The following is a 16,933-nucleotide window of genomic DNA, read 5'->3' as shown; positions in this document are numbered from 1 at the left end:
GATGAAAAAAATCCTTGCAGTCCTTGCGCTCGCTTTTGTCGGCGCCGCCGCCGCGTATCGCTGGAAGCCTTCGCAGTGGAAAGACGTCTTCGTCATGCCGTTCCATAAGAACGAAAAGACGGCTCAGCTCTTCCTGAAAGAGGGAGAATCTCTGCGCCACTTCGCACAAAGGATCGCCGAAGAGGACCTCGTTGCCGACCGCCGCAATCTGCTGTACTGGCTCGGCAGGAAAGGCGCCGATCGTTCGCTTCGCGCCGGGGGGTATCACATATCTTCCGGCCCTTCCTGGTATGTCGCTGAACAGCTGAGCAGCAGCGAGCCTTCGTACTTCAGCGCGATCATCGTTCCCGGCGCGCTGCCGCAAAGGCCTTTTTCGCTGGGGAGCGACGAAGCGCAGAAAGCGGCCCTGAATGACCTCGACAACTTCCCCGCGGCCATGCGCCGCATTTTGCCCGACGCCGCCGAAGGACGCGCCGCGTTCCTTTTGCCCGAGACCTATTCCCTGACGGAGGCATCTCTGCCGGAGCTTGTCAGACAGGCGTCGGCGGCGTGGTATGCCCGTTTCGGCGCGCTTCTGAACGATAAGGACAACGCTTTGCGGACGGCGGTGATCGCCTCTCTGCTGCAGCGCGAAGCGCAGATCGACAGCGAATACCCTGTGATCGCCGGAGTCATCGAGAACCGGCTGGCTCAGAACATGCTGCTGCAGATCGATGCCAGCGTCGTCTACGCGTGGTATCTTCAGAAAGGCGAAACGCTGAAGCGCGTGCTGTTCAAGCATCTCGAAGTGGATTCGCCGTACAATACCTATAAGAGCGCGGGGCTCCCGCCGCTTCCTGTCTGCGTTCCTTCGCCCCAAGCCTGGGAAGGCGCGTTGGCACCTGAGAAGAACGATTTTCTCTACTATGTGGCCCGCGGCGACGGAAGCCATCGTTTTGCCAAAACAGAAGCCGAACACCAGAAGAACGTGCTGCTCTATCGCAAAAGCAAATAAATTCGTGGGAACAGAAGAAGGAGACGCTTCCGATGGAAGAAAAGAAACGTTGTCCCGGCTGCGGAGCCGTTTTTCAGAGCGTTGACGAGAATCTCCCCGGCTATCTTGTGCCGGGCAAGAATCCCGACGAAGGCGTGCTTTGCAAACGCTGCTTTCAAATGAAGCATTACGGCGTTTATCGCAAGGCGCTGCTCGCTGACCCGGGGATCCAAAAGGATATCAGGGCCCGCGCGCTGGGCGCCGCCGCCCTGTTTCTTGTCCTTGACGTGAGTCGTCCGGAGATTTCCCTGCCCGATCTCGACTGGGCGGAAAGCATGAAAAAGCCTGTCTTTGTTATCGCCAACAAAATCGACCTGCTCGAACCGTGGACGACCCGCAAAGACGTGCTGCAGTGGCTGTCGGAACGCACGGGCGTCCGTCAGGAACAGATTCTCCTGGTCTCGGCGCAGAACCGCGGCGATATGGCCGAACTGCGACGGCACATCGAGGAGACGTTCGACGCCGACGACCGGCTCCTTTTTGCCGGCGCCGCCAATATCGGCAAGAGCACGCTCCTCGGCGCTCTTTTGAAGAATGAAGTGCCGACGGTGTCCCGTCTGCCCGGCACGACCGTGGGACTGACGGAATACCGGATGGCGAACGGTCCCGTTCTGGTGGACGCTCCCGGCTTGAAGGGGGAGGATCCCTTCGTTCCCGTGCTCTGTCCTGATTGCCTCGCCGCTCTTTCGCCGAAAAAAGTTTTTCAGAGCAGCATCGAGGTGCTGAAAACCGGTCAAACCGTTTTTTGGGGCGGCCTGGCGCAGCTTACAGTTGCGGATGCGGGCGAGCGCGGCTGGGTCCGCTTGGGGATTTTCGCTCCTGACAGCGTCACGATCCATCGCACCCGCGAAGAACGCATCGACGGCCTGATGAAGGATCATGTCGGCGAATTGCTGGTGCCGCCGTGCCGCAAGTGCGCGGCGAAACTGCGGACGCAGAACTGGCGTGAAGAAGAGTTCCGGATCCGCCCCGAAGAAGATCTGGTCGTCCCCGGCATCGGCTGGGTCGCGCTGTACAGCGGCGCTTGTACGGCGAAGCTGCGCGCCCCCGCGTTCGTGAAGGGAGTCCGGCGTCCCTGGCTCATTCCCTCGCCGGCGCGGCGGCTGCAGGGGAAGAAAAAATATTAATGGCCGCTTTGGAGGACTGCAGGCAGTTTTTGAGCGCTCTGCCCGGTATCGATGGGGGCGATCTGTACTTTCAGCGCTCCGCGTCGCGCAGTTTGTCCTACAGTGACGGAAAAGTCGAAGAGGTTTCCAGCTCTTCGTCCGCTGGTTGTTCCGCCCGTTTGCTGAAAGGCAGGAGTTCGGCTTTTGCCGTGGTTTCCGGCGTCGAACGCGGCGGCGCGGCGCGGGCTCTTGCAGAGGCGGCCCGCATCGCTTCGGTCAAAAGCGGGAAAGTTCCCGCAATGAATTTTCCGATTGACCGCGTGCAGGCGTTCTTTCCGGAGAACGTGGATTTTTTCGGTGAAACTGACCGGTGCCTGCGGGCAGAGTGCGGCTGGATCAGGCAGATCACGCTGTCCTGTTCCGCAAACGCGCGCCGGTACGTCGTCGTTTCACCGGAAGGAAGCCGTGCCGGGGAAGTGGAACATTGTTCTTTTGCCGCCGAGGTGATCGTGGAACGCAATGGACGTCTGGAAAGCGGCTATGACGCTTTTTCCCTGTCCGGAGACGCCCGTGAGTTCTTTCGAGAGCTTTCCGCGAACAACGTGGCTCGCAGAGCTCTTCGGGAGGCTTTGCTCAACCTTGAAGCGGTGGAGTGTCCGACGGGCGCCATGCCGGTGCTTTTATCCGACGAAGCCGGCGGCACCATTGTCCATGAGGCCTGCGGGCATGGAATGGAAGCCGATCTCGCGTTCGAGGAACAGTCGTCCTTTGCGGGAAAAATCGGCAGACAGGTCGCGGCGGAGGACGTGACGGTCGTTGACGACGCGTCGATCCCCGGACTCTACGGTTCTTTTGCCTGCGACGACGAAGGGACGCCCTCCCGGCGGACGGTCCTTATCGAGCGGGGAATTCTGAAAAACTACCTGACGGACAAACGATGTGCGCGCTTGTATGGCCTGCCCCTGACCGGCAACGGGCGGCGCTCGTCCTATGCCGGCCTGCCGATGCCGCGTATGAGCAACACCTTTGTGGCCGAAGGGACCCGCGAGCAGGGCGAGATGATCCAGAGCGTTCCCCGTGGGATCTTCGTCTGCCGCATGGGCGGCGGCGAAGTCAACACGACGACGGGGGAATTCGTTTTCGACGTCACGCAGGGCTCTCTGATCGAAGACGGGAAAATAACGCGCCCGGTCAAGGGCGCTTCGCTGATCGGCCGCGGCATCGACGCGCTGATGGGGATCCGCGCCGTCGGCAAAAGGCTCCACATGGAGCCGGGAATGTGCGAAAAGGAGGGACAAAGCCTCCCTGTCACAGACGGACAGCCATCGTTGCTGATCGATGGGCTTGTCGTCGGAGGGACGGCCGCTGATAGATGAGTTCGAAAAATCGCTTTAAATCGCGTCGGCGCGCCACAAAAACTCAATCTGCACGTGGCAGGATGGCCAAGCGCGGTTTTGAATTCGGCGCGCTGTTCCGTCTGTGTCAGATTTTTCTGGCGGCGATCCTGCTGTATGTCACGGCCTCGTTGTTCACCAAAGGCGCCGGCGTGCTGGGTAAGGACATGGCGAGCTGCCTGCTGCGGCTGGCGGGCGGCGGTCTTGTGCTGCTGCTGTTGCATTTTTTCTACGGCCTTTTTTGTTCTTTGCTGTACCGTCAGGTTCATTCCGTCTTCAGCCAGTGGATGGGGACGTTTTGTCTTTACGGCGCCGTCACTCTGTTCCTGGGAATGCTTCGGCGCATCGGAGCGGGCGAAAATATCGGACTTCTCAGTCCCGGTATTCTGGGGAACGTCTCTTCTCAGGTGCTGCCCCGTTTTATCGGCGTGATCGGGACAATGCTGACGGGGCTGTGTCTTGTCGGACTGGCGGCATTCAATTATGGACATCTCAACGCTGCTCGTGTTGCCTGGCTCCGCGAGCGTTTGTCGTTCGTTCACATGCCGCGCTGGCGCCGCGAAAAAGCGTCCCAGGCCCCCGCTTCTGCGCAGGCCGAGGGGGAAGCCGCGCCGGCGGTGCAGGGTGAGGCCGAAACGGCGCGACCGGAAGAAAGTATCCCCGAAGAGGCGTTGCCCAGCGAAGAAGCCGAGGCTGCCGAGGCCGCCGTTTCTGAAACGGAAAGCCCGCCCCAAAGCGGCGGCGCCGGAAAAACAGGCTTCTGGGGCTCGCTGGGCGCTGCCGTGAAGGCGCTGTTCGGTCACGGCAGGAAGGAACGCGAAAACGGCGAGATCATCGACGAGTATGCCGAGCAATACGCCGACGAGCAGGGAGAGAACGCCGAAAGCGAAGATTACGGCGATTATTTTGCCAACGCGCCCCAGTCCGACCGCTATGGCCATGAAGCGGCGGAGGCGCGGGAAGATGAACTTTCCGATACGAATGGCGAAAGAGCGTCCGCCGCCGTCACTTCCGGGGAATCCGGAAGCGCTGGCGAAGCGGAAAGCGCCTTTGCAGCGGCCGGTTCCGTGCCGATCAGCAAAAAGCCTTCCGTGGAAGTGGAACCGTCGGGAGATCTGGTCGGGACGGAGAACGTTCAGTTCTGCGCGGGACGCCCGATTCCCGTGGGAAGTTTCCCGCCGCCGCTCGATCTGCTCGGACCGCATCGGGACATCAAAGAGGTCATCGACGATCAGCAGGCGCAGGAAAACGGACAGAAAGTGATCTTGTCTCTTGCCGATTTCGGCGTTTCCGCGGAACTGAAGCGCACGATCATCGGCCCGACGGTCGTGCAGTATCAGATTCAATTGGCTCCGGGCATCAAGGTCAGCAAGGTGATGGCTCTCGGCAACGACATTGCCGTGGCGCTGGGCGTCTCCTCGATCCGAGTGGAAGCGCCGATCATCGGCACCTCGTATGTGGGCATCGAACTGCCGAACGTCAATCGCCGTTCCGTGCCGCTGCGCCAGATTCTGGAAAGCGAAGTTTTCCAGAAAACGAAACTCAAGCTGCCGCTGCCGCTGGGGCAGACGGTGGACGGGCGCATCCTCATCTCCGGTTTGGAAGACCTGCCGCATCTGCTGATCGCCGGAACGACGGGGTCGGGCAAGAGCATTTTCGTCAATAACTGCATCGTCTCTCTGTGCTATCACAACACACCCGCGGAGCTGCGCTTCATCATGGTCGATCCGAAGCGGGTCGAGATGGGCATCTACGAGTCGCTGCCGCATATCCTCGCCAAACCCATCGTCTCGGCGACGGGGGCCGTGCACGCCTTGGCCTGGGCCGTGCGCGAGATGGAGCGGCGCTACGACGTCTGCTATCAGGCAAAGGTCAAGGATATCTTTTCGTACAACAGTAAAGTTCTTCCCAAGGATCGCCTGCCTCATATCGTGATCATCGTGGACGAGCTGGCCGATCTGATGATGACGGCTCAGAAAGAAGTGGAAGACTGCATCATGAGTCTGGCGCAGAAAGCGCGCGCCTCCGGAATCCATCTGATGCTGGCGACGCAGCGCCCCTCCGTCAACGTGCTGACCGGAACCATCAAGGCGAACATCCCGGCGCGAGTGTCTTTCGTGCTGCCGTCGGCGATCGACTCGAAAACCATTCTGGACAAGTCCGGCGCGCAGAATCTGCTGGGCAAGGGCGACATGCTCTTTGTCAGCACCAAGACGCCGCATCCGCTGCGGATCCAGTCGCCGTTCCTGGACGAACAGACGAACATCAGGGTGGTCGAATATCTGCGCAACACTTTCGGCGATCCCGAATACGTCGATCTGGAAGAGGCAAGTGACGAAAAGGGCGGGACTTCTTCCGACTTTCTTGAAGACAGCCGCCTTGAGGAAGCCATCAAGATCGTGCTCAGCACCGGCGTGGCTTCGTCGAGCGGTCTGCAGCGCCAGATGCGCGTCGGTTTTACCCGCGCCGCCCGCATGGTCGATACGATGGAGTCCATGGGCATCGTCGGACCGCAGCATGGCGGCAAGCCCCGGGAAATCCTGGTGGACGAGGCGGAAGCTTTGGAGATTCTCGAGCAGCTCCGCGGCGAATAGAAAAAATGGCGGTGAAAAAGTTTGCGCCCATCGGGCGCAGACTTTTTCACCGCCATGGCAGGAGCCGGGGATAAAAAAGAGGCCCCTTTCGGGCCTCTCGGCGTGTCCGTTCTACCGGAAAAGTTCCGGCTGAAATCATTGGCAGCACAAGGAACGGCGGCTTGTCCGTTTTGATTAGAGCGCTCTCTTGACTTTTCCGGAACGAAGGCAACGGGAGCAGATGCGCATTCTCTTCGCTTCGCCGCCGCCAAGGTCCACGCGGACGGAAAAAAGGTTGAGCAGCCAGCGTCTGCGAGTTCTGCGATGAGAGTGGCTCAGCTGATTTCCCGTCGCAGGACCGCGACCACAGCAGTCACATACCTGGGACATTTAAAGCAGCCTCCTTTGTGTAGTGTTCAGTAACAGCCAGTGAATTTTAACACAGGTACGGCCATTAAGGCAAATGGTTTCAGAGGTCTGGATATTTTTTTAAGAAGAACATTCTCTCTCTCTCTGCGGGGAGCTTTGATTGGAGTCGTGAAGATGGACTATTCAGCAAAAATCGGACGCCTTGAAGAAATCTTGAAAAACATGGAGCGTACGGCGATGCCGCTTGAGCAAACGCTGGCGCTCTATGAAGAAGGGCAGAAGCTCGTGGCCGAGTGCCGCCGGTTCCTTGCCGAAGCGGAGGGGAAGGTCAAGAAGCTGGAGGACGACGGGACGTTGAGCGACTTTGACCGGCAGGAAGAAGACGAAAATGGACTTTAAAGAAGAACTGAGCCGCCGCTCGGCTTTTTTCGAAAGGTCGCTGCGGACTTTTTGCGGAGAGGAACGCCGCCGCATTCCGGCGCGGCTGCGCGAGGCTATGAATTATTCTCTGTTGGCGGGCGGCAAGCGCCTGCGCCCGGTTTTGTGCATGGCCGGAGCGGAGATCATGGGAGGAAAAGCCGAAAGCGTTGTGCCGATGGCGACGGCGTTCGAGATGGCGCACACCGCGTCCTTGATTCACGACGACCTGCCCTGCATGGACAACGACACGCTGCGCCGCGGCAAGCCGACGAACCATGTCGTTTACGGCGAATCCCTGGCGCTGCTGGCCGGTGACGCGCTGTTTCTTGACGCGTTCGAGACCGCGCTCGACGGTCTGTCGAAAAACGGCGCCGAACCGCAGCGCTGCGTCCGGGCTCTCGCTCTTTTCGCGCAGGCGCTCGGCCCGGAAGGGATCTGCGGCGGCCAGGTGCTCGACACGGATCGCGCCAGCCAGACAAACGACCAGAGTTTTGTCATGGACATCGCTTCAATGAAGACGATGGTGCTGATCCGCGCCTCGTTGTGCGCAGGCGCCATCTTGGCGGGGGCGGACGGCGCGCTTTTGCAGCGGCTCATGAAGTATGGAGAGAACGTCGGGCTGGCGTTTCAGATCGCCGACGACCTCCTCGACTGCACCGGTTCGCAGGCTGCGATGGGAAAGACGCTCGGCAAAGACGAAGCGCAGGGCAAACGCACGTTCGTGCGCGCCTACGGTCTCGACGGTGCCCGCGCGCTGCTTCATGAGAGGACGCTAGACGCCGAAAGGCAGCTGGAGCCGTTCGGGGAAAAGGGCGCGTTCCTGCGGAGTCTGGCCGCCTATCTGGAGCACAGGTCGAATTGACATGGCGCTGCTGGACGACATCAAGGGACCGGAAGACGTAAAAAAGCTCCCCGAGAAGGAGCTTCCCGGACTGATCGGCGAAGTTCGTTCCCGCATCGTCGACGTCACGCTGAAAAACGGCGGCCATCTGGCTTCTTCTCTGGGAGCCGTGGAGTTGATCGTGGCGCTGCTGCGGGTCTTCGATCCGCGGCGCGACCGCGTCGTGTTCGACGTGGGGCACCAGGCCTATGCGTGGAAGATCCTGACGGGGCGCAACGCCCGTTTCGAGACGTTGCGGACGGAGGGCGGCATCAGCGGCTTTCCGAAAATGAGCGAAAGCCCGTACGACCACTTCGGCGTCGGACACAGCAGCACCTCGCTCTCGGCGGCCCTGGGATACGCGGTCGCGCGCGACCTGCGCGGCGAAAAGCATCACGTCGTCGCCGTCGTCGGCGACGGCGCGCTGATCAACGGCGAGTCCTTCGAAGCGTTGAATCACGCCGGTTCCCTCGACAATCCCGTGATCTTCATCCTCAACGACAACGCCATGTCGATCAGCCCGCGCGTGGGCGGCATGGCGCTGCATCTGGCGAGGCTGTCCACTTCCGCGCTGTACAAGGGCACGAAAAACGTCGTGAAGAGCTTTTGCCGAAAGGCGTTCCGCACCGACCGGGTCTATCGGCGTTTGGAGCGGATGAAGAACGCCGTCAAAAAAGCGCTGAGCCGCGGCAATCTTTTCAGCGACATGGGGCTGACGTACTGGGGCCCTTTCGACGGACACGACGAACAGGAACTCGAGCGCGTCTTCGCTTTGGCGAAAAATTACGACGGTCCCCTGCTGATCCACGTGCTCACGGAAAAAGGCAAAGGCTATGCGCCGGCCGAAGAAAATCCCGTCGCCTATCACGGCGTCGCCGCCGCGGGGAAAGCTCCCGCGAGTTCGGCGAGCTGGAGCAGGGCGGCGGCTGCGTGCATCGAAGATCTGGCGGAAAAAGACCCCCGCGTCACGATCCTGACCCCGGCCATGACGGAAGGATGCGCGCTGAATCGTCTCCGCGCCGTTTTCCCGCGGCGTTTTTTCGACGTGGGCATCGCCGAAGAACATATGCTCACGTTCGCCGCGGGACAGGCGGCCGGCGGCCTCAGGCCGATCGCCTGCATCTATTCGACGTTTTTGCAGCGGGCGATGGACCAGCTGGTGCACGACATCTGTCTGCAGCGTCTGCCGGTGATCCTGGCCGTGGACCGCGCCGGACTGGTGGGCGAGGACGGCGAGACGCATCAGGGACTGTTCGACATGAACTGGGCCAGCGCCATCCCCAATCTGAAAGTCTGGGCGCCTTACGACGGTCGCTCGCTGAAAGCCGCCTTCGAGAGCGCGGCGCGCTGCGAAGGCCCGTCGCTGATCCGCTATCCGCGCGGCAGCGCCGTGGAACGGCTGACGCCGGCCGACGTTTTCGAGAGGGCCGATTTCGCTTTCGTGAATCGAAACAGCTCATGGTGCGTCGCTGCGGCCGGATCGGCCTGCCAGATCGCGCGCCGGGCGGCCGAACTGGTTGACGAACGCGGCGGCGAAGCGCCCGACCTGCTTTATCTGAACCGCGTTTCTCCGCTGCCGGAAGAGGCGCTGGCGCGGCTGGACGGAAAAAAACTCCTCGTCACGGCCGAAGAAGCGTATGAGCGCGGCGGGCTGGGCGAGCACCTGTCTTTGTTCTGCGCAGAGCGCGGTCTGCAGTGTGCCGTGCGGGCGGCGGCGCTGCCGGCGGCCTTCGTCGCGCCGGGCACGCCGGAGCAGCAACGCAAGCGTCTTGGCCTGACGCCCGAAAGGATCGTGGAGTTCTATGAGCGTCAGATGCGTTAAAAAACGACTCGATCTGCGCCTGGTCGACGAAGGGCTGTCCGATTCCGTTCGGGCGGCCGGCGCGCTGATCATGGCCGGGGAGGTCCTGATCGACGGTCAACCGGCGTCCAGCGCCGGACAGCCGGTGAAGGACGCCGCCGTCGTGCGCCTGAAAAGCGGTTCCGGCGGCTGGGTCAGCCGCGGCGCCCACAAACTGCTGACGGCGATCGAGCGTTTCCATCTGAAGCTGGACGGCCGCGTGTGCCTCGACGTCGGCGCTTCGACCGGCGGTTTCACTCAGGTGATGCTCAAACATGGCGCGGCGAAAGTCTACGCCGTCGACGTCGGCTACGGACTGCTGGACTGGAGCCTGCGCACCGATCCGCGGGTGGTGGTGATGGAGCGCCGGAACGCCCGTTCCCTGACGGGGGAGATGTTTTCGCCGCCGCCGGATTTTGCCTGCAGCGACGCCTCGTTCATATCGCTGCGCCTGCTGTTGAATCCGCTGGCGGCGTCGACATCGGCGGACGCCGAAGCCGTGGTGCTGGTCAAGCCGCAGTTCGAAGTCCGCCGCGAGGAAGTCGGCGAGGGCGGCGTGGTCCGTTCCGCGGACGTTCATTGCGGCGTGCTGGAAGATCTGTCGGCGTTCATCGGCGGCGAGACGCCGTGGGGACTCGCGGGGGCGGCCTGGTCGGCGATCAAGGGCCCCAAAGGCAACATCGAATTCCTGTTTCATTTGAAAAAAAACGTCGCCTCGGTGGCAGTGGATTTTCATGAGCTGGTGCGCATGAGCCACGAAGCCCTCGCCGAATGAGCTGAACTTTTAAGGCGTCGGAGGAAACTGCGTCTTGTTTCCTCCGACGCCTTTTTGTTGTTTTGTTGCGGAAATCGCCGCCTTTGAATTGTCGGCTTCGTGAAATCTGCTATAATCGCATTGAATTCTTTTTGTGAAACGGAATCCCTGGTGTATTTCCGATGGAGGACAGTCGATGAAATTCGGCCTGATTGTTAATTTGTCGAAGCCCGAAGCGGTCCAGCTGGCTGAGGAGCTGTGCGCGTGGGGAAGAAAGAGGGACAATCCCTTTTTGCTCTTTGCCGATGAGGCGGCCGCGCTCCGTCAGAGCGGGATCCCTCTCGACCGTTGGCTGGCGGAGGTGGAGACGGCGCTGGTGATCGGCGGCGACGGCACTTTTCTGCAGGCCGCCCATCTGGTGCAGCACAGCGGCATCAACCTGTTCGGCGTCTCCGTGGGACACCTGGGCTTCCTGGCGGTCGGCGATCCGCGGCGCGTGCGCGAACAGATCGAGCAAATCGAAAAGGGCGATTTTAAGATCGAACGGCGGCGTTGTCTCGAAGGCGTATTGGCGACGGAGGAGAAAGAACGGCGCGTTTTCGCTCTCAACGATCTCGTGCTCAGCAAGGGGATCCAGGCGCGGCTGGTCTCTCTCGACGTGCAGGTGCAGGGGAAGCCGATATGCGAATACCGCGCCGACGGCGTGATCATTTCGACGCCGACGGGATCCACCGCTTACGCCCTCTCGGCCGGCGGGCCGATCGTGCCGCCGTCGCTGGACTGCATGCTGCTGGTCCCCATTTGCGCGCACACGTTATATGCGCGCCCCACGCTGCTGGGGCCGGACGACTGCCTGACGCTGCGCCCGACGGAAAATTCCGAGCTGTTTTTGACGGTGGACGGCGCCGACGTTTACCCTCTTTCCAGCCGCGATCGTCTCGATGTGCGGCTCTCCAGGGATCACGGCGTCAACACCATCTCGCTGCCTCAGTTCGACTATTACGATCTGCTCCACGAAAAGCTCCTGTGGGGCTGGAATCCAGTTTCCGAAAGGAGCGCCCGCCGTGCTTGAAGAGCTGAAACTCGTTTCCGTGGGCGGCATCGGGCAGGTTTCGCTGCGCTTCGGCGCCGGATTGACGGCGGTGACGGGGGAGAGCGGGGCCGGAAAAAGCAGTCTGGTGCGCGGGCTTGAACTGGTCTGTGGAAAGCGCAGTTCCAGCGGCACGATTCGCGCCGGAGATGAGATCGCCGTCGCGGAGGCGTTCTTTTATCAGCCCGACCGCCTGGAGGGCGTCGGCGAGGAGCTGCAGCCTCAGGATTGTTCGCTGGCGCTGCGGCGCGAACTGTCGCGCTCCGGGCGCGGCAGGTGTTCCGTCCAGGGGCAGACGGTGCCGTTGAACGCCGTCCTGGATCTGGCTCCCCGGCTGCTCACGATTCAAAGCCAGTTCGCCCAGCTCGAGCTGCTCGACCCCGACCGTCAGCTCAAAATCCTCGACGCCTGCGGCGGCGAAGGGCTGAAAGAGACGAAGGTCCGGCTCGAAAAGGAATTTTACAAAGTCCTGGACTGCGAGCGGGAACTGCGCCGCAACAAACAGCGCGAACAGGAAATCACATCGGCGTACGGGGCGCTGGCCGAGATCGCGCCTTTTTTGGAACGCGCCGGTCTGCAGCCCGACAGCGAAGAACGGCTGAATGAGGACTTCGCCGAAACGGAGCGGGAACTCAAACGCCTGCGCGAGCTGCGCGGCCGCTTCCGCATGCTGCAGAACCAGGAAAGCGGTGGACTGATCTCCGAGCTTTCGGGCGTCCTCAACGGCCTTTCCGAGCTCGTGCCCTGCGAGAACCGCGAGGCGCTCGGCGAGATGTCGCAAAAAGCGATCGCCGTTCTCGAAGACCTTGCGGAAGCGATCGGCGCGCTGGCCTCTTCGGAAGCGCTCGAGAATCTCGAAGCGGAACTGGAAGCTCTTGAAGCTTCCCTCGGTCAGATTCGCAAGAGCAAGCGCCTTGCCAAGGTGAACACTGTCGAGGAACTGCTGGAATACTGGCATAAAGGCGAGGAAGAATCGCGCTGGCTGGCCGGATCGGGAAAAATCCAGGCCGAACTGAACGAGAAAATCGCGGCCGCCAAGAAAGCCGTCGCGAAGGAAGCCCGTACGCTGCTGGAGCAGCGCACCGCGGCGGCGCTGGCGCTTCAGCAGCGAGTCAGCGAGAACCTTGCCGGCATGGCGATGGAGAACACGCAGTTCCGCATCCGCATCACCGAAACGAATAAACTGAAAGCGAACGGCGCCGAGAAGGTGGACTTCGTCCTGCGGCGCGGCGATCAGGAAATTCCGGTAGCGAAAGCGGCTTCCGGCGGCGAGCTGAGCCGTATCCTTTTGGCCATCCAGATCTCGCTTCCCGACGAACTGATGCCGCCCACGGTCGTTTTCGACGAAGTGGAAGCCGGGCTGGGCGGACGGGCCGCCTATCTGACCGGCCTGAAGCTGCGCGAGCTGGCCGACCGCGTCCAGGTCATTCTGATCACCCATGAAGCCAGCATCGCGGCGCTGGCAAACCGACATTACCGCGTGACGCGCCGGGGCACGCTCTCCACCGTGACGCGCGTCGAGGGGGAAGAGCGGATCCGGGAGATCGCGCGGATGCTCTCCGGAAACGACCAGGAAGAAGAGGCGCTTTCGCATGCGCGCAAGCTGCTTGGGGCAGACTCCGCCGACGAGGAAATCGTTTTTGATCCGGACCGTTTTTTTGACGGAAAAAGCAGTCCCTTGTGATCGCCGGGTGTGGACGATCGAAAGGGACTGCTTTTTTTTGAGGCGGGCAAATTATTCGTGATTGCGATTCTGGACGTGGCGCATATAAGCCTGAAGGTCCTTGGACGTGTTGACAAGGTGGCTTTCCAGAGCCTTGAGCGTGCGGTCGAGGTCATGGGCCTTCACGCCGGCAAGGATTTCGCGGTGCTGCTCCTCCGATTCCTTGCGCATGGAACTGAGATGGTTGCGGATGTAACGGTCGACCTGACGGCGCAGTTTGGCGAGCATATCGAGCGTCATCGGTCGGTCGGCCGGCTCGTACAGCGAGGAATGGAAGAGCACGTTCATGTCGCGCCATTTGACGGGATCTTCCTCTTTTTCCATCCTGTCCAGCAGGACCTCTTCTTCCTGGATCAGCGCGTTCGAGATCAGGTCGAAGGAGACTTTCATGATGCCGACTTCGAGCCAGGTGATCATGTCGTAAATTTCGCGGGCGTCTTCAAGGCTCAGCCCGGAAACGATCGCGCCGCGACGGCCGCGGAATTCGACCAGCCCTTCGATCTCGAGCTGCTTCAAAGCTTCCCGCAGCGGGATCGGGCTGACGCCCATCCGCGCCGCGAGCTGGTTCTGCAGCAACTGCTCGTTTTCCTGAAGAATTCCCCGATAAATGGCCTCGCGCAGCACGTTGGCGATGTAGTACGAGGCGGCCTTGTCTCCGCTGATACGAGGCATCAGCTCTTCCAATGTCATGTTTCAGATTTCTCCCTTCCCGAAAGCAAAATTTCTGCCTGGATACTATATTATTCTACTCTCTCGGAGTATAAAAATCCACGTCCTATTTTTATGTTATTTTATTATATATAGAATCTCATTTCGAATTATACTCATTTGACAAACAAACTTCGCCTCCATATACTTAAGAAAAATAAGAAGTCAACTGGAGGCGTTTTGATGAAAAAGATCATGGTTTCTGGCTGTCTCGGCCAGATCGGCACAGAGCTCGTCACCAAGCTGAGACGTGATTACGGCGCGGAAAACGTTCTCGCGACCGATATCCGCGAGGACTCGGCCCATGTCCTTCCCGAGGGGCCTTTTGTGATTCTCGACGCCCGCGACGGCAAAAAGTACGCGGAGCAGGTCGAAAAGTTCAAGCCGGACACGATCTATCATTTGGCCGGACTGCTTTCCGCGACGGCCGAGAAGAAACCTCAGCTCGCCTGGGACATCAACATCAACGGGGTCTACAACGCCCTCGAATGCGGTCGGATCTATCACAGCGCCGTCTTTTTCCCCAGTTCCATCGCCGCCTTCGGCCCCGATACTCCTCGCGACAAAACGCCGCAGGACACGCTGCAGCGCCCCAATACGATCTACGGCGTGACGAAAGTGGCCAGCGAACTCCTGGCGGAATATTACCATAAAAAATGGGGCGTCGATACCCGCGGCGTGCGTTTCCCCGGCCTGATCTCCTACAAGACGCTGCCCGGCGGCGGCACCACCGATTACGCCGTCGACATCTACTATCAGGCCGTGCAGCAGGGCAAGTACACCAGCTACATCGCCAGGGGCACCTACATGGACATGATGTACATCCCCGACGCGATCGACGGCATGATCCAGCTGATGGAAGCCGATCCGTCGCGGCTGGTCCACCGCTGCTGCTTCAACATCACCAGCATGAGTTTCGAGCCGGAACAGGTCGCCGCGGCGATCCGCGCCCATATCCCTTCGTTCACGATGGATTACGCCGTCGATCCCGTGCGCCAGGCCATCGCCGACAGCTGGCCGAACTCTCTCGACGATTCGGCCGCCAGGGCGGAATGGGACTGGGATCCCAAATACGATCTGGAGAGCATGACGGTGGACATGCTCAAGAACCTGCGCGCCAAACTCGGCGACAAGGCGAAGTTTTAAAAAAATCTCGTAAGGCAGGAGGCATTCATACGATGAAAAAACTCGAAGCGGTACTGACGGCGGAGCTTGAAAAGTTGAAGCAGGAAGGCCGTCTGAAGGGCAAAGAACAGATCATCGTCGACGTGAAAAAGGGCGAAGGCGCCAAGGGGCCCCGTTATTTCCTGAAAGGGGAGGGCGGCAAGGAATTCATCCGCATGAATTCCAATTCTTATCTGGGCCTGTCGCTGCGCGAGGACATGATCGCCGCGGAGGAAGAGGGCACGCGCAAGTACGGCGTCGGTCCCGGCGCGGTCCGCTTCATCAGCGGCACCTTCAAGGCGCACCGCGACCTGGAACACAAGCTGGCCGCCTTCCACGGCCGCGAGGACGCCATGATCTTCAGCGCCGCCTACGTGACCGTCGGCGGCGTCCTGACCTCGCTGATCAGCAAGGAAACCTTCGTCATCAGCGACGAACTGAACCACAACAGCATCATCAACGCCATCAAACTCGGCCTGGGCAAGTCGGGGCTGCGCGCCGTCTCCAAGCACAACTCTCTTGACGACCTCAAGCGCTGTCTGGACGAAGCCGTCAAGAGCGGGGCCAAGCGCGCTCTGGTGGTGACCGACGGCATCTTCAGCATGAGAGGCGACCACGCGCCTTTGAAGGAGATCGTCGAGCTGGTGCACAGCTATGACGATCGTTTCGCCGAGGACGCCTTCGTCGTGGTCGACGATTCCCACGGCGTCGGCGCGTTCGGCAGGACGGGGCGCGGCACGGAGGAGATCACCGGCGCCCGCGTCGACGTGCTGATGGGCACGCTCGGCAAGGCGTACGGCGTCAACGGCGGCTACGTCGTCGGTTCGCGCGCGCTGATCACGTATCTGCGCGAGCACGCCGCCATGTACATCTATTCCAATCCCATCACCGTCGGCGAAGCCTATGCCGCCATAAAGGCGCTGGAGATCCTCGACAGCGAAGAGGGCCGCACGATCCTCGCTCATCTGCGCGCCGTGACCAAGCGTTTCGAGGACGGCCTGGTCGCTCTCGGTTACGAGACGATCCCCGGCGAACACCCCGTGACGCCGCTCGTGCTTCACGACACGGCCCGTACCAAAGCGCTGGTCGCGCACCTGACGGAGCACGGCGTGCTGGCCACCGGCATGACCTATCCCGTGGTGCCCAAGGGCGCCGAGGAGATCCGCTTCCAGATCAACGCGGACCACACCGAAGCCGACATCGACGAAGTGCTGTCGGCGATCGCCTCGTTCAAGGGTTAGATTTTTTCCGGTGGCCGTCGGTCCGGCGCCCCGCTTTTTCCCGTCCCTCGCGAAAAAGAGCTGTCAATAGCCAGTAAAAAAGTCACCATAACTGCTCATTGAAAAAGTCACCCCCTCACACTCCCATCACAGCAAGACATCTCGAAAGAACTCCCCATCGTGCCGCCATAACAACGTCTACGCGAACGTACATTTATCCCGACATGTGCTATGATATCCCTGCCTTTTGACGACGCCACGCCGCCATGGGTGGTCCGGAGCGGGCTTGTGCGCTTTCACAAGCCCGCTTTTCCGTTTCTTTGCCGATGCCTCATCGGAGTCGACTCGTTTTTGACTTTCAACCTCCTTCATCTCGATCCGTCTGCCCTTGGAAACACCCCAGATCCGCCCGGTCGACGTTTCACGCACCTCAACCGTCGTTTGGGCCATCCCGAGGCAATCGTCCGCCGCCGGAACGTACCGACGACCTCCATAGGAAATCATGCCGCCGTGATCCGTCCTGCGAGATTCGCGACGCGCAAAGAGAAAATCCAAATCGACTTTTCCTTCCGGCTTCACATAAACGTCCTCTCCCTCAGCCGGCGTGACGGCAAACTTCCGATTGTGCCTGGCGATGAGCTTGGGCAAAACCTCGTTGG

Annotated in this window: 14 protein-coding genes and 1 pseudogene; 12 read left to right on the top strand and 3 right to left on the bottom strand. The window is 60.7% G+C overall.

The window, feature by feature from the left end:
• Position 1 precedes the first annotated feature (1 nt).
• From mltG to B0D78_RS09900, 4 genes are all read left to right on the top strand, one after another.
• Positions 2 to 994, top strand: a complete 993-nt coding sequence (mltG, locus tag B0D78_RS09915) for an endolytic transglycosylase MltG (protein WP_078016810.1) — start codon at positions 2 to 4, stop codon at positions 992 to 994.
• Positions 995 to 1,026: 32 nt separating this feature from the next.
• On the top strand, positions 1,027 to 2,160 hold the full coding sequence (locus B0D78_RS09910) for a GTPase (protein WP_078016809.1): 1,134 nt from the start codon (positions 1,027 to 1,029) through the stop codon (positions 2,158 to 2,160).
• Positions 2,160 to 3,515 carry a TldD/PmbA family protein gene (locus B0D78_RS09905; RefSeq protein WP_078016808.1) on the top strand — a complete coding sequence of 452 codons (1,356 nt, stop codon included), beginning with the start codon at positions 2,160 to 2,162 and terminating at the stop codon, positions 3,513 to 3,515. Before B0D78_RS09910 ends, B0D78_RS09905 begins: the two co-directional genes overlap by 1 nt.
• A 62-nt stretch (positions 3,516 to 3,577) precedes the next feature.
• Positions 3,578 to 6,127 (top strand): DNA translocase FtsK, encoded by a 2,550-nt coding sequence (locus B0D78_RS09900; protein WP_078016807.1) that lies wholly within the window; start codon positions 3,578 to 3,580, stop codon positions 6,125 to 6,127.
• 174 nt (positions 6,128 to 6,301) lie between these two features.
• Here B0D78_RS09900 and rpmB read toward each other — a convergent pair whose 3' ends face one another.
• Positions 6,302 to 6,496 carry a 50S ribosomal protein L28 gene (gene rpmB, locus B0D78_RS09895; RefSeq protein ID WP_040550057.1) on the bottom strand — a complete coding sequence of 65 codons (195 nt, stop codon included), beginning with the start codon at positions 6,494 to 6,496 and terminating at the stop codon, positions 6,302 to 6,304.
• 39 nt (positions 6,497 to 6,535) lie between these two features.
• On the opposite strand from rpmB, the gene xseB reads away from it, so the two are divergent.
• From xseB to B0D78_RS09865, 6 genes are all read left to right on the top strand, one after another.
• Positions 6,536 to 6,874, top strand: coding sequence for an exodeoxyribonuclease VII small subunit (gene xseB / locus B0D78_RS09890; RefSeq protein WP_240496157.1), 339 nt, complete (start codon positions 6,536 to 6,538; stop codon positions 6,872 to 6,874).
• A complete protein-coding gene (locus tag B0D78_RS09885; RefSeq protein ID WP_078016805.1) occupies positions 6,864 to 7,757 on the top strand; it encodes a polyprenyl synthetase family protein in 894 nt (297 codons plus the stop codon). The genes xseB and B0D78_RS09885 overlap by 11 nt, the downstream gene beginning before the upstream one ends.
• A 1-nt stretch (position 7,758) precedes the next feature.
• Positions 7,759 to 9,597, top strand: coding sequence for a 1-deoxy-D-xylulose-5-phosphate synthase (dxs, locus tag B0D78_RS09880; RefSeq protein ID WP_078016804.1), 1,839 nt, complete (start codon positions 7,759 to 7,761; stop codon positions 9,595 to 9,597).
• Entirely contained in the window at positions 9,578 to 10,390 is an 813-nt protein-coding gene (locus B0D78_RS09875; RefSeq protein ID WP_078016803.1) for a TlyA family RNA methyltransferase, read from the top strand. Before dxs ends, B0D78_RS09875 begins: the two co-directional genes overlap by 20 nt.
• Positions 10,391 to 10,565: 175 nt before the next feature.
• Positions 10,566 to 11,441, top strand: a complete 876-nt coding sequence (locus B0D78_RS09870) for an NAD(+)/NADH kinase (protein WP_078016802.1) — start codon at positions 10,566 to 10,568, stop codon at positions 11,439 to 11,441.
• On the top strand, positions 11,434 to 13,143 hold the full coding sequence (locus B0D78_RS09865; RefSeq protein ID WP_168170092.1) for an AAA family ATPase: 1,710 nt from the start codon (positions 11,434 to 11,436) through the stop codon (positions 13,141 to 13,143). The genes B0D78_RS09870 and B0D78_RS09865 overlap by 8 nt, the downstream gene beginning before the upstream one ends.
• A 51-nt stretch (positions 13,144 to 13,194) precedes the next feature.
• On the opposite strand, the gene B0D78_RS09860 is transcribed toward B0D78_RS09865, so the two are convergent.
• On the bottom strand, positions 13,195 to 13,872 hold the full coding sequence (locus B0D78_RS09860; RefSeq protein WP_078016800.1) for a GntR family transcriptional regulator: 678 nt from the start codon (positions 13,870 to 13,872) through the stop codon (positions 13,195 to 13,197).
• Between the two features lie 201 nt (positions 13,873 to 14,073).
• Here B0D78_RS09860 and B0D78_RS09855 point away from each other — a divergent pair, with 201 nt between their 5' ends.
• Together B0D78_RS09855 and B0D78_RS09850 are read left to right on the top strand one after the other, a co-directional pair.
• Positions 14,074 to 15,036, top strand: a complete 963-nt coding sequence (locus B0D78_RS09855; RefSeq protein ID WP_078016799.1) for an L-threonine 3-dehydrogenase — start codon at positions 14,074 to 14,076, stop codon at positions 15,034 to 15,036.
• Positions 15,037 to 15,068: 32 nt separating this feature from the next.
• Positions 15,069 to 16,295: an aminotransferase class I/II-fold pyridoxal phosphate-dependent enzyme gene (locus B0D78_RS09850; RefSeq protein ID WP_078016798.1), complete on the top strand. Its 1,227-nt coding sequence runs from the start codon at positions 15,069 to 15,071 to the stop codon at positions 16,293 to 16,295.
• Between the two features lie 177 nt (positions 16,296 to 16,472).
• Here the strand turns inward: B0D78_RS09850 and B0D78_RS12885 are convergent.
• Positions 16,473 to 16,933: pseudogene (locus B0D78_RS12885) on the bottom strand (hypothetical protein); the annotation flags it as partial.

This window comes from Pyramidobacter sp. C12-8, from assembly GCF_002007215.1.
In the GTDB taxonomy this organism is placed as follows: Bacteria; Synergistota; Synergistia; order Synergistales; family Dethiosulfovibrionaceae; genus Pyramidobacter.
This window is presented reverse-complemented; position numbering and strand designations above follow the sequence as displayed.

Bases quoted from the DNA above. Each gene is read 5' to 3' on its own strand.
- mltG (WP_078016810.1), top strand. From the start codon at position 2: ATGAAAAAAATCCTTGCAGTCCTTGCGCTCGCTTTTGTCGGCGCCGCC.
- B0D78_RS09910 (WP_078016809.1), top strand. From the start codon at position 1,027: ATGGAAGAAAAGAAACGTTGTCCCGGCTGCGGAGCCGTTTTTCAGAGC.
- B0D78_RS09905 (WP_078016808.1), top strand. From the start codon at position 2,160: ATGGCCGCTTTGGAGGACTGCAGGCAGTTTTTGAGCGCTCTGCCCGGT.
- B0D78_RS09900 (WP_078016807.1), top strand. From the start codon at position 3,578: ATGGCCAAGCGCGGTTTTGAATTCGGCGCGCTGTTCCGTCTGTGTCAG.
- rpmB (WP_040550057.1), bottom strand. From the start codon at position 6,496: ATGTCCCAGGTATGTGACTGCTGTGGTCGCGGTCCTGCGACGGGAAAT.
- B0D78_RS09885 (WP_078016805.1), top strand. From the start codon at position 6,864: ATGGACTTTAAAGAAGAACTGAGCCGCCGCTCGGCTTTTTTCGAAAGG.
- dxs (WP_078016804.1), top strand. From the start codon at position 7,759: ATGGCGCTGCTGGACGACATCAAGGGACCGGAAGACGTAAAAAAGCTC.
- B0D78_RS09875 (WP_078016803.1), top strand. From the start codon at position 9,578: ATGAGCGTCAGATGCGTTAAAAAACGACTCGATCTGCGCCTGGTCGAC.
- B0D78_RS09870 (WP_078016802.1), top strand. From the start codon at position 10,566: ATGAAATTCGGCCTGATTGTTAATTTGTCGAAGCCCGAAGCGGTCCAG.
- B0D78_RS09860 (WP_078016800.1), bottom strand. From the start codon at position 13,872: ATGACATTGGAAGAGCTGATGCCTCGTATCAGCGGAGACAAGGCCGCC.
- B0D78_RS09855 (WP_078016799.1), top strand. From the start codon at position 14,074: ATGAAAAAGATCATGGTTTCTGGCTGTCTCGGCCAGATCGGCACAGAG.
- B0D78_RS09850 (WP_078016798.1), top strand. From the start codon at position 15,069: ATGAAAAAACTCGAAGCGGTACTGACGGCGGAGCTTGAAAAGTTGAAG.